Genomic DNA, 13338 nt, shown 5'->3' on the forward strand with positions numbered 1-13338 from the left:
CATGGATGTAACCCGACATGCTCAGAAGTGCATGGATGCACTTCTATGTCGTTTATACGTCAAATGACACTTTCTTCATCTCTTCTACTGTAGATACACCCTCAAGCACATATCTGGTGGCGCTCATGCGCAGGGTGTTCATGCCGTCCTTAAGGGCCTGTGACTTGATCTCATCGGCAGTACCGCCCTTTTCTATGATGAGCTTGAGTTCATGGGATATTTCCATGATCTCGTATACACCTGTTCGTCCTGCAAAGCCTGTATTGCCGCACTTAGGGCAGCCTCTTCTTCTAAATAGCTTTAAAGGTCTGTCAAGGGGCTGGCCCAGGACCTCCTTTTCCTCATCGGAGGCATCATACTGCTGCTTGCACTCAGGACATAAGCGCCTGATCAGTCTCTGGGCTATGATACCGATCAGGGAATCGGCTATGAGATAGGGCTGCAGGCCCATATCTTCCAGTCTGGTAACGGTACTGGCCGCAGAATTTGTATGAAGGGTAGATACCACCAAATGGCCTGTGATGGAAGCCTGTACTGCGATACCGGCAGTCTCCTCATCACGGATCTCACCGATCATGATGATATCAGGGTCCTGTCTCAATATGGACCTGAGAGCTGATGCAAAGGTCAGATCCGCCTTATTATTGACCTGTACCTGATTGATACCATTTATATTGGCTTCCACAGGATCCTCTACGGTGATAATATTAACCTCTTCTCTGTTCAGCTCTGACAGAGCTGTATAGAGGGTCGTAGACTTACCGGAACCTGTAGGACCTGTTACCAGGAGGATCCCATGGGGATTGGATATGATACGGTCAAAGACCTGCATCTCATCAGGTCTAAGGCCCAGCTGGTCCTTACTCCTGTTCAAAGCTGACTTGGATGCCAGTCTCATAACTATCTTCTCACCGTATACAGTAGGAAGGGCAGATACACGGATATCATATTCCAGACGGTCTACTATCTGAGTCATACGGCCATCCTGGGGCTTTCTCTTCTCAGATATATCCATGCCGCTGACGATCTTGATACGGGTAACTATGGCAGCCAGGAGTGATGCATTATATACTGCTCTCTCATAGAGTGCGCCGTCTATCCTGAACCTGATGCGCAGGCTCCTGGCCAGAGGCTCGATATGGATATCGGATGCCCTCTGACGCACCGCGGATTCTATCATAGTAGTAACCAGCTGTACAATGGGGGAACTGGCTACATCTGCTGCCTCGGCTTCATTTTGCTCTGTCTGAGCAGTCTTTTCCCTGGCATATTCCTCTGCAGCATGCTTGATATCAGAGTTGCCATAGTATTTGTCCAGGGCCAGCATAATGGACTGGCTGGTAGCCAGCACAGGCTCTATGGACAGATTGGTCACTATGCTGATATCATCCATGGCTGTGGTATCCATGGGATCAAACATAGCTACATGGAGAGTATTTGGTGCTCCCGCCTTGTATTCAAAGGGCAGGACCTTGTGTTTTCGCAGTATCTGAGGGGGTACCAGATTCAGGATATCCTCAGGGATATCTATATTCTGCAGATTGATCATAGCCAGGCCCAGCTGACGGGACAGAGCCGAAGCCAGCTGTTCACCTGTTACATATCCGTTCTCTACCAGGAGCTCTCCCAGTCTCTTGCCCGAGCCCTTCTGCTGAGCCAGAGCCTCTTCCAGCTTCTCCTGTGTGAGATAATGTTCATTTATCAGGCATTCGCCCAGTCTTATACGCTTTCGCTGGAAAGCCATAACAGTCCTCCGTGCGTCACTTTTGGCCGATCACAATATATATCGATAGCATATAAACAAGAACTCTTATTATATATCGGAAGAATTATCTGATGAGTGAACATAGAGATTTTCCATTTATCTACGCAAACAAGTCCTCCAACATCAGTCTCACACCTTTGATATCCAAAGGATTATTCTCAGTTTCATATGTAAATATCAAATTTTTGCCGGGATATATTCCATTTTTCCTGTAAGTATCCATTTTATTCATAGTATTAGCTCTATATTCTTCATCATCCATGCATCCAAAATGTTCAAAAAATATCACTTCCTTCGTTTTAATATTAAGTAAAGTAAAATCCGGATACTTTATTTGTCCATTCTTCATCTTTAACGGACACTCGTACTTATACGGTATTCCTAACTCAAAAAGAATGTCAGCAATAATAGATTCTGATTTTGATCTTACCTTCTCTCCTCTTTTGGTATCAAATATTCTGTTTTCTGATTTGTATGGATTTGATTTGAAGCTTTTAGACATCCATTTTGCAGCAACCAGCTCGTCTGTCAAAATATAGGGTTCAACAAGCTTTTTTCTCTCCATTCTTAAATCATCATATATTCTGTCTGCTTGTACCTTTTGATATAGTGTCAGAAATGACTGCAATTTATATAGTTCTAACCTTGCACATTTCAGAAACCGCTTATTATAGTCTTTTTGAGAAAGAAGTCTGATAAGCTCCTTTTGCTTTGTATTTAGATACTCACCAGTCTCATCACCTGTATCCATCATTCTATAATAACGAGTCTGGTTAGTTGTTTTGCTAACGCGCAATCTTCCTTCCGGAAACGAGTCTTCTTCCCTTTCAGCTATACTTATTGCTCGCTTCAATACAGCGATACGTTTTTTCATTATTACTGTTAACTCATTCATACAATTACTCTCTTTACTTATATTATTTTTTGTTCACGATGACTTTTTTCATTCCTTTATACCTAAGAATCCTCTTTTGGAGCGCCTTAGGCATACTCTGCTCTTGTTGAGTTCTGTGCATCAAGAGATTCTATACCTAAGAAGCTTCATTCTGATCATCTTAGGTATACTCTGCTCTTGTTGAGTTCTATGCATTAAGAGTTTTTATACCTAAGAAGCTTCATTTGGATCATCTTAGGTATACTCTGCACTTGTAGAGCTCTGTGCAGCAGGATATTTTATACCTAAGAAGCTTCAAATTCTTCAATTTAGGTGTTAAACTCGCAAACGCTTCGCTTTTTGCTCGTTATAAAATCACTGCTGACGCAGTTCTACGGGTACGGGGCTTATAGCCCCGCACCCGTAATCAAGATATTCCCACCACCTAAAGGTGGTGGGTTATCTTGATTATTTTATATATCGCAAAAAAGCGTTCCTACACCAATCAATAACCATACATTCTTGGATAAAACATCCAAGAATGTATGCAAATAGGCCATTTGAGAGCGGCTAGGGCCGCTGGGCCTATTTGCCAGATTCATGTTCTCACGAAACACGCAGTAAATGCGTGTTTCTGAAGCTTCATCTAATAACATATACCTAAAAAACTATTATCTATATAATTTAGGCATAAATTGGAAAATCCACATATCAGAATGACATGTGAGCCTGTAATCTGAATCAAATACAGGTTCGAAATCCACAATCACCAAAAAAAATCCAAAAAACCAGTCAAATCCTGTCATACACAATAATCTATGAAGAATTATCAATGCATGGGCTCATCATTTGAACCGTATTTAATCTATCAAAATGGCTAACAAAAATCAATCCTTTAATCACTATTAATCCAGCAAAAACTATCTTCATCCAAATATTAATCCAGCAAAAACTATCTTCATCCAAATATTAATCAATAATCACAGGCTTAATGATTCTATGATTCTGAAATGCAAAAAGTCAGAAGGCGGTCATGCCTTCTGACTTTTTGCATTTTAGGATGTAGTGTCAAAAGTAGTTTTTGACACCATATTACGACCGGAATGTTACGTTTCCGCGAAGCTCTATTAGTCTCATCAATCCAGATAATCCTTGAGCTTGCGGCTGCGGCTGGGATGACGGAGCTTTCTCAGAGCCTTGGCCTCGATCTGTCTGATACGCTCACGGGTAACATTAAACTCTTTGCCCACTTCCTCAAGAGTCCTTGCTCTGCCATCATCCAGACCAAATCTCAATCTGAGTACCTTCTGCTCACGATCTGTGAGAGTCTCCAGCACCTCTACCAGCTGCTCCTTGAGAAGGGTAAATGCTGCAGCATCTGCAGGTACAGGAACGTTGTCATCCTGGATGAAATCGCCCAGATGTGAATCTTCCTCTTCACCAATGGGAGTCTCAAGAGATACAGGCTCCTGGGAGATCTTGAGGATCTCTCTGACTCTCTCAACGGGCATACCCATCTCAGCTGCGATCTCTTCCGGAACAGGCTCTCTGCCCAGCTCCTGAAGGAGCTGACGGCTGACACGGATGAGCTTGTTGATAGTCTCAACCATATGTACAGGGATACGAATGGTACGAGCCTGGTCTGCGATAGCTCTGGTAATAGCCTGACGGATCCACCATGTAGCATATGTAGAGAACTTAAAGCCCTTACGGAAATCAAACTTCTCTACAGCCTTGATCAGACCCAGGTTACCTTCCTGTATCAGATCAAGGAAGAGCATGCCTCTTCCAACATATCTCTTGGCAATACTTACTACCAGTCTCAGGTTAGCTTCAGCCAGCTTGTTCTTGGCCATATTGCCATAGAATACCAGATTCTCCAGTTCTTCATCGGACTTGCCTTCTACAGCCTCAGCCTCTTCAGGTCTGAGCTTGACTGTGGACCTGTCCTCAGCGGCCAGGAGCTTCTCAGCTACCATGCCAACTTCCATGCGCTGAGCCAGATTGATCTCTTCATCAGCTGTCAGAAGAGGTACCTTACCGATCTCCTTGAGGTACATACGTACCGGATCTTCAATAGATACACCATCGGGTACGGAGAGATCGATGTTCTCCATATCCACTTCTTCTTCATCATCCAGATCGATATCATCGTCATCAGCAGGGATATCATCTGTATCATCAGACATCCTCAGGACGTCTATACCGGACTGCTCCAGTACTTCTAGGACCTTGTCCAGCTTTTCATCATTAAGTCCCAGGTCTGCCAGAATATCACTGATCTCGTCATATTCCAGGACGTTCTTTTTCTTCTTGGCAAGGTCCAGGAGCTCCCTGAGCTTCTCATTGAACTTTTCTCTGATCTCATCATCAAGGATCATGTCTGAGGAATCATCATCAGTATTATCTACTCCTGCTTCCACAGCCTTTGCTGCTTTTACTGACTTCTTGCCAGCTGCCTTGTCAGCTTTAGCAGGCTTTGCTGCCTCTGACTTTGTAGTCTTTGATGTCTTTGCTGCCTTTGCGGCTGTCTTTGTTTCAGTTTCTTTATTATCCTTGTCCTTTGCAGCTTTTTCCTTGCTATCTACTTCCTTTGCAGCCTTTGCTGCCGGTTTTGTTGCCTTAGTGCTTTTTTCTGCCTTATCCGTAGCTGCTGTTTTCTTCTTTTCCACTTTTTTACCTTCTGCCTCTGTTTTAGTTTTAGTGTCCTTAGTCAGTTCTTTTTCACTTTCAGCTTCAGCTTTTGTCTTCTTCGTACTCATCTCTCCTCCTGTGCTTTGGATCCTTACTGCTAATCTGCTGACATTTGTCAGCTCTGACTTTTGTCATCTCTGCTTTTGTCAGCACTGCTCAGTCGTCAAGTGAAATGCGAGTGTGCGCCAGTTCCTGAAGCTTCTTTTTGCCTTCTACTATTATTTTAAGCGCGTTAGCATCACTCAAAGACAGTTCTTTAGTCTTTTTATCATAAGCCGCCCTGCAGACATCATATATGATGTCATGGAAGGCCTTCTCCTTTTCACCCTTGGTCTCGATATGGACCAGATTGGTGTTGAAGATAGCGGCAACCTTCTCCTGATCTTCAAGCTCCGGGAAGAGGCTCATCACCTGGGCAGGAGAGAATCTCCCTGCTTCTATTCCCCGAAACATCCTGTCTGCCACCTGTCTGTAGAGATCATCTGTAAAGTCATCGGCAGATATATATCGTCTGATAGTCTGGTATAGCTGAGGTTCATCAGCCAGCCATGTGAGTAAGAGCCTCTGGGACTTTAATACCAGCTCCGCAGGATCCAGGTTCTTTTGAGGCTTCTCCCTGACGGGATCAGTCTTCTTCCTCTCGGGAAGACCGGCTGCTGCAACTGATATGACCATGCTCCGCAGGTCTGCTACAGGTATACCCAGTCTGGAAGCAATGGCTGCTGTGTAATTATCCCTTTCAAGGGGCTCTGTAAATCTGCAGAGCTTCCTGGCTACTTCCCTGTAAAATTCAGTCTTGCGCTCAGGGTTATTCATATCATAGACGCCGTCTCTCATCATGATCCTGACTTCATAAAAGAAGGGGATCTCGGCTTCTCTGATGCGCCTTCCAAAAGCTTCGCTGCCTTCGGCCTTGATGAATTCATCCGGATCCTTGTAAGGCTCCAGATTCAGGATCCTGGCCCTGATCCCGGCTTCCTCCAGGATCTCCATATTCCTGAGAGCCGCCTTGGTGCCTGCCTGGTCACTGTCATAAGAGAGTATCACCTCAGAGGTAAATCTCTTAAGGAGCGCTGCCTGCTCTGAAGTAAAAGCCGTACCAAGGGATGCAACAGCCTGAGTAAAGCCGGCCTGATGCATAGCTATCACATCCATATAGCCCTCGCAGAGGATAATGTTACCCGCCTTGGAATTCTTGGCAAATGCAAGACCATAGAGGTTGCGTCTCTTGTTAAAGACGGGATTCTCGGGAGAATTAAGATACTTGGGTTTGGCATCACCCAGGACTCTTCCTCCGAATCCTATAACCTTCTGGTTGATATCTAATATGGGAAACATGACTCTGTTCCAAAAACTGTCATGTATACCTCTCTTCTCATCATAGGCAGCAAGTCCAGACTCAATGATCATATCATCCTTAAAGCCCTTGCTCCTAAGGTGCTGCACCAGCTCTGTACCACCAATGCCAGCATATCCCAGTCCGAAATGGATGATGGTCTCCTTGGACAGCTTCCTGCCTGCAAAATAGGAAAGGCCCTGCTTACCATGCTCGCCCTTGAGATTGTGGAAATAAAATCTGGCTGCCTCCTTGTTGATCTCAAGGAGGGTCTGACGCTTGGAACGTCTCTCCCTGGCTTCCGGAGAATCATCCTCATCGGGAAGCTTGACGCCGCCCCTATCCGCAAGTTCTTTTAAGGCTTCTCCAAAGGTCTGGGAATTGTACCTCTGAAGGAAGGCAAAGACATTGCCTCCGGCCCCGCAGCCAAAGCAGTAGAATATCTGCTTGGTGGGTGATACCGAAAAAGAGCCGGTCTTCTCAGTATGAAAGGGACAAAGGCCAAAATAGTTATTGCCCTTCTTCTCCAGATGAACATACTGGCCGACCACATCAACTATATCATTTCTACTTCGGACTTCATCAATAATATCCGGTGAATAGTACATTACAATCCTTCCCAAATATAGGTCAATAAACACTCCATGACTTGGGGATAAATAATTCTTCATACCTGGCAATGGCAAAGCGGTCTGTCATGGAGCTGACATAATCGCAGGTGACAATCTCTTTGGCGTCACCCATTTCCAGGCGTTTTTGCATATATTCAGGAAAAAGCTCTGTATGCTTAAGATAATAATCATACAAAGTCTTCACCAGATCTTCAGCCCTGCCCTCTTCCCCTTTGGCTACAGGGTTGGTATAAACATGCTCAAACATAAATCTGCGAAGGGCCATCATAGCTTCGTAGATAGGAGCTGACATTGTGATGTCATCCTTGCCGCTGCTGTTCTCCACAATGTCGTGGATAAAGGTATCCAGCCACTCTCCATTGGTCCTGCCTACTACCACTGCGATCTCATCAGGGATCTCATCTGCAGTCAGGATACCACCTCTGATAGCATCGTCCATATCGTGATGGATATAGGCGATCTTATCAGACAGTCTGACTATACGCCCTTCAAGTGTAGAAGGCATCAGATGCATCTCATGATTGATGATGCCGTCCCTGACTTCAAAAGTCAGATTAAGGCCCTGACAGTCCTTCTCCAGCTTGTCTACCAGTCTCAGGCTCTGCTCATTATGGCGAAAGCCGTAGGGGCAGACGGTGTTCAGAGCTCTCTCTCCGGCATGACCGAAGGGAGTATGCCCCAGATCATGACCAAGAGCTATAGCCTCAGCCAGATCCTCATTAAGCCTCAGTGCCCTGGCAATAGTCCTGGCATTCTGGGCCACTTCAAGTGTATGGGTCATCCTGGTCCTGTAATGATCTCCGTCAGGAGTCAGGAAGACCTGAGTCTTATCCTTCAGTCGCCTGAAGGATTTGGAATACAGTATTCGATCCCTGTCCCTTTGGAAGCAGGGTCTGATATCACACAGCTCTTCCTCCTTCTGCCTGCCCTTTGAGTTCATGCTAAGGGTGGCATAAGGGCTGAAGATCTCTGTTTCCCTTTGTTCAAGAGCCTCTCTAATCTTCAATGCACGGGCCTCTCTCTAGTTTAATCACGTATCCAGGATACTCCGGCGCTCACACCAGTAATCCTTCCTCGTTACATATTGCTCATTAAACCAGTCGATAGCTTCTTCAAAGCCTTCCTCGGTAAAGGGAAAGCTCCTGGTCTCTATAGCCTCAGCAGGAGTCTCAGCATAGCTTCTGGGCTCCGGCCATATGGAAGCATCAAAAGTAGCCTCTCCCCTGTCAGCCACGGGAATGAATATCACGTTCTTAAGGGGATTCCTGGCCAATCTGTATCTCATGCCTTTATAGCTTCCAAAGAAAGCTTCGCCGTAGTTGTAATGATTGAAATTAAAAAATACCTCTTTCTTGATAAGTCTTGGCTTAACTTCCTCATCCACTTCCATAAATTAAAGCATGTCTCCTATAATTCTATCCTGCCTGTGTCCTTGTGGTTGACCACATAGTACACCCTCTTGTCTTCAGGCTTGATATACAGCTGCATCTGATGTATGTCAGAGGGCTTATGGCCTTCTGCTATATAATGCTCTCTGCACTTGTCCAACATGTCAGCTGTGCGGACTTCCAGATCACCATACTGGATAAAAACTTCGTCCTTCTCACCGTTTTTTGCAGCCATGGCTGCAAGGTCATCGCCTACTATCTTTGCCTTCTCCGCAGCCTTTTTGGAACTCTTCTTTACTGCGCTAACAGCAGGAGCTGCAACTGTCTTTGCCTTTTGCAAATAGGGATCAGCCTTCTTCATAGTCTCATCTATGACGGGCCTTGTCTTATCAAGGATGTCTCTGGCTATAGGCTCAGCCTTCATCCTCATATCCCTGGCAGCGGGTCCTGCCTTGCTGAGTACGTCGCCGATGGCGGGCTCAGCCTTGGTCTTCATATCCTTGGCCGCCTCTACCAGCGGAACAGCCTTATCCTGTACCGCTTCAATGGCCGTATCTACTATCTTCTTCACATTATCTGCTGCTCTTTTGCTGTCTCTGTCTGCCATGTAGGTGTCTCCCCTTATAAATGAAAAAGAACATAATGCGACTTATTAAGTATACCACATAATGTCAATAATTCGTGAAAAAACACAGAGAAAAGCAGTAATAAATCGTATTCGTCCATAAACAGAAAGCATGCAGGCATTAAAAACGGGCACGCCCGAAGTGGATCGTACCCGCCTTGAAATCTGTATGGTCAATTATTCACCAAAAGTCTTAAGTCCGTCAGACATCTCATAATCGTAAGTATTTCTCTGTGCTGTCACAAGGTCTGAGAACATCTTCTCACCTTCTATATAGCCCTTGGTATAGTACCAGGTACCTGTGAAGTAAGCTGTTCCCTGGATGTCGCCCATACCACATGATATATATTCATTTCCAAGCTTGGTAACACCATCGATAGTAACAGGGAAATATACTGTGGTCTTCTCGAAATCATCATCCTCATGTGTAACTACTGCAGAATATACCATGATCAGCTTGTTGTTATTCTTAAGGTCAGTTCCCTGATTCTTGGCTATCAGGAGATACTCGCCTGCCAGAGAAAGACTCTCAGCCTTGCACTCATCAGAATAATCCTTGGCGATATAGCTCTCCACCTTGCCCTTGACTGTCTCAGAGAAAGCATCCATCTGCTCGGCAGTGATATCTTTAAGTGATGTTACGGATTCATAATCTGCAAACTTCTCAAAACCGCCGCCCACTTCAGAAGTATATGTATCTCTGTTGGCTTCAACAAAATCCACATAGGCAGATACAGGATTGGTATAGCCTTTTGTAGAGTACCACCAGGATCCCAGATCGGAATAGCCCTGGATGCCTGACTCGTCACCTACCTTCTGCTCATCACCTTCTCTTGTGATATTGGAGTACTTCACAGGGAAGTATACGTCTGTAGTATCAAAGTCACCCTCTGCATGGGACAAGGTTCCCTTGTATATGATGTAGAGAATGTTGCGATCCGTGCTGTAGCCATCATCTTTACGCTTTAAGAAGATGTAGCCTGCATACTCAATTTCGCTAAGTGATGAATCATCTGAGTAATCACTGGCAACATATGCATATACAGCATCTTCGGAATCTTCCTTGAGCTTATCCACAGTAGCATCTGACAGATCTGCATAGCTGCCCAGATACTCAGACAGTCCGCTTACTGTAAACTCTTTCTTTTGCTCAGCGGGTACTCCGTCATAATTGTTGATATAATACTCAGGATCATCGCTGTAGAGAGATACTGTGACTGTATCGCCGTTGCTAAGTCCTGTGGTCTTATCCAGAGAGAACTCATAGCTTGCTACAGCGGAGCCTGTGTATTCAATTGACGCTGTTCCATCAGGAGCAAAACCGCTGAAGGTCACATCCAGTCCCTCAAAGGCATCGATCTTGTCCACCTTCTTAAGACCTGTTACAGCATAGGTCCCTTCATCTGCCTTGATCTTTACCTTGATCATATCCTCAAGGTTCTCACCGATCTCCCAGCTATAGCTTACCTCATCACCATTGGAGAGTCCGTCATAGCTTGAAAGACTTGTAAAGGTATTGTCACAGATCACATCCACGGGATCCAGCTCCCCAAGGAGCTCCTTTGAAAAATAATCCTTGGCCTTTGAAGTAAACTTAAGCTTGCCTTCATAATCCTTCTCGATCTTGTCCCAGTCCACGCTATAGGATATCTTGCCGTATCCATCATAGCCGCTTGTGCTAAAATCGATATATTTGTTCAGGTTGATAGTGGGCCTGTGAGTCAGAACAAGAGCTGCTGTAACAGCTGCGACTGCAGCAAGTCCGCAAAGGATAGCTATAAGCTTTACCGGAGGCTTTTTAGCAGGGGAAGCTTCAAGGGGCGAGCCGCAGTTCTTGCAGAACTTTGCGCCTTCATTATTTTCGGTTCCACATTTTGTACAAATCATTTTCTTTAACCTTTCTACATAAGATGCTGTCTAAACGCGCGCAGTTAGGCGCACAGCAAAGAAATAGCTCAGAAAGCCATTAAGCTTTCTGAGCCTTCCTATAAGAGATGCGGAAGAAGGGACTTGAACCCTCACGATGTAACCATCACAAGATCCTTAGTCTTGCTCGTCTGCCAATTCCGACACTTCCGCATTTTTCAATTGTGATGCACTCATCTATAAAGCAATGCAGGAAAAGGGACTTGAACCCTCATGATATTGCTATCACACGGACCTGAACCGTGCGCGTCTGCCATTCCGCCATTCCTGCATCTATTGTGCATCTCATCGCTGTGTTGCGCTCGCGACATGTATTATAATAACTCGGAGGGGGCCCTATGTCAACAAAAATTTATAAACTATTTTTCGTATATTTTCAGCAGGCGTTTAACAACTCACGATTGATCAAAGCACTGATTTTACGAGCTTTTTCAAAATCAGGATCAGAGAGAGAAGCTTCACCGCAGAGATCAATTGCCAAAATTCTTCGATTTTTCTTTATGAATTCCAATGTTATTTTTAGCTCAGAAAGAGTCATTTGCCCCTGATCCCAGTTACAGGTCATCTCATCAGCATTAAGGACATCCTTATCAACAGAGATATACACAGGAAGATCCCTTATGCCCTCATCTTCCATGAGAAGGCTCAGCTCTTCAAGATACGGATATCCGCAGGTCATATCCTCCCGGGTACTTGTATATACCCTCTCATCAATGCAGCTGATACGCTCTCTGTCTTCATCATCCAGCTCAGACATAAGTCCGGGATCTATACCGATACCTATGACCTTTTTAAGATGCCGGGACTCCATATGGAGATTTCTCACCCAGCTTCCACAGGACAGCACATCCCCAAATACCGAGGGTTTGAGGTCAGGATGATGATCCAGGTATATCAGGACAAAGGGCTCCTCTATCATAGCTGCCAAAATGGCAGACATATAATGATAATTGCCATTGTCTATGATATGTACTCCATAGGGGCTTACATCTCGCTCTCTTATCAGCTTCTCTATATCTGCCCTGGCATGATCATCACATATGCAGTCAGTCCCTGTGATATGACTGCAGTCAATATAAGAACAGGGACCATATTCATGATCCCTGCCTGTGTATATACCACTAAAATTAAAGACAGCTGTCCTGTCATTCTCCATCATACTCATGACATATCCGCCAGATGCATGACAGCATCTCTTGCTATGACGCAATCACCGGTCTCGGTCAGATGCAGTTCCTCAGGAGAGTTGACCGTGAGGGATGCCGCATACTCTATTCCTGTCCTTCTGAGCTCATAAACAACAGCATCACTGGCAGTACGCAGTCCCATCATGAGATAATACTGATCGCCCTCTTTGTACAGAGATGAATCCACTATAGGCATAGATGATACCACTCTGCTGAATCTGATAGCATCATCCAGACTGGGAAAGGTACCCATATATCTCTGGTAGTCTGTGACAGGTTTGGTTGTGACAACAGGCTGCTCATAATATCCGGAGGAGGTGCCTCTGCTCTTGTCAGGAGAAGCAGATGCAGTACTGCCGTCAGCGCCGCTACTTAGATCACTCTCAGCAGTGTCATCAGATGCCTCAAGGAGTCCGGGATTCTGAATACCATCCTGCAGATAGATCTTGCCCATCATATTGTTCATGCCCTCTATCAGTTCATTTAAGGCTTCACCCTTCTCCTTGCCCTTGGCCTCCAGAACTCTTCCCACCCTCTCCTCAGAGAGATATTCCAGGATACCCCTGGCAGCAGATCTGAGCCTGTCTGCAGAGCTCTGTATATCATTATTATCCATCTTGACTGCAATGACTCTCATGCCGCCATCCGGAAGCATATTTCTGGACATCACCATCACTTCATTCTCGGGATCATAATCCAGTTGCTGGCCCATCTCCTGATTAAGACGAGCCATAAATGCTGCCACCTTGTCATCTCCCTCCAGGAGATCACGAGGAGTGAGCCCCAGCTCCTGAAGCTCCTGAGCTGCTATGCTGCAGCTGAGCGTCTTGTCACTTAATCTTATTATTACCATATATCCAATCCCCTCTATGATACCTCTGCAAAATGCAGGGGACACTCTTAATTCTGAT

10 protein-coding genes and 2 tRNA genes are annotated in these 13338 nt (G+C 45.2%); all 12 read right to left on the minus strand.

From position 1 onward, the window contains the following. Nucleotides 1-52: 52 nt before the first annotated feature. Nucleotides 53-1744 (minus strand): GspE/PulE family protein, encoded by a 1692-nt coding sequence (locus tag G636_RS0107290; protein ID WP_026507501.1) that lies wholly within the window; start codon nucleotides 1742-1744, stop codon nucleotides 53-55. Between the two features lie 121 nt (nucleotides 1745-1865). Beyond that, a complete protein-coding gene (locus tag G636_RS0107295) occupies nucleotides 1866-2660 on the minus strand; it encodes a hypothetical protein (RefSeq protein ID WP_026507502.1) in 795 nt (264 codons plus the stop codon). 1115 nt (nucleotides 2661-3775) lie between these two features. Beyond that, nucleotides 3776-5020 carry an RNA polymerase sigma factor RpoD gene (rpoD, locus tag G636_RS0107300; protein ID WP_026507503.1) on the minus strand — a complete coding sequence of 415 codons (1245 nt, stop codon included), beginning with the start codon at nucleotides 5018-5020 and terminating at the stop codon, nucleotides 3776-3778. A gap of 469 nt (nucleotides 5021-5489) precedes the next feature. Beyond that, nucleotides 5490-7277 (minus strand): DNA primase, encoded by a 1788-nt coding sequence (gene dnaG / locus G636_RS0107305; protein WP_026507504.1) that lies wholly within the window; start codon nucleotides 7275-7277, stop codon nucleotides 5490-5492. A 22-nt stretch (nucleotides 7278-7299) separates the two neighbouring features. Further along, entirely contained in the window at nucleotides 7300-8307 is a 1008-nt protein-coding gene (locus tag G636_RS0107310; RefSeq protein ID WP_026507505.1) for a deoxyguanosinetriphosphate triphosphohydrolase, read from the minus strand. Nucleotides 8308-8331: 24 nt separating this feature from the next. Then, entirely contained in the window at nucleotides 8332-8691 is a 360-nt protein-coding gene (locus tag G636_RS0107315; protein ID WP_026507506.1) for a hypothetical protein, read from the minus strand. Nucleotides 8692-8708: 17 nt separating this feature from the next. Continuing rightward, nucleotides 8709-9296, minus strand: coding sequence for a DUF6465 family protein (locus G636_RS19480; protein WP_051226697.1), 588 nt, complete (start codon nucleotides 9294-9296; stop codon nucleotides 8709-8711). Between the two features lie 195 nt (nucleotides 9297-9491). Continuing rightward, nucleotides 9492-11201, minus strand: coding sequence for a zinc ribbon domain-containing protein (locus G636_RS0107325; protein ID WP_026507507.1), 1710 nt, complete (start codon nucleotides 11199-11201; stop codon nucleotides 9492-9494). Between the two features lie 108 nt (nucleotides 11202-11309). Further along, nucleotides 11310-11393, minus strand: a tRNA-Leu gene (locus G636_RS0107330). A 35-nt stretch (nucleotides 11394-11428) separates the two neighbouring features. After that, nucleotides 11429-11511 (minus strand) — tRNA-Leu (locus G636_RS0107335). Between the two features lie 105 nt (nucleotides 11512-11616). Further along, nucleotides 11617-12405 carry an arginase family protein gene (locus tag G636_RS0107340; protein WP_026507508.1) on the minus strand — a complete coding sequence of 263 codons (789 nt, stop codon included), beginning with the start codon at nucleotides 12403-12405 and terminating at the stop codon, nucleotides 11617-11619. Continuing rightward, nucleotides 12402-13280, minus strand: a complete 879-nt coding sequence (locus tag G636_RS0107345; RefSeq protein WP_026507509.1) for an adaptor protein MecA — start codon at nucleotides 13278-13280, stop codon at nucleotides 12402-12404. Before G636_RS0107345 ends, G636_RS0107340 begins: the two co-directional genes overlap by 4 nt. Between the last annotated feature and the right edge of the window lie 58 nt (nucleotides 13281-13338).

The sequence above is a fragment of the Butyrivibrio sp. MC2013 genome (assembly GCF_000424585.1).
In the GTDB taxonomy this organism is placed as follows: Bacteria; Bacillota; Clostridia; order Lachnospirales; family Lachnospiraceae; genus Butyrivibrio.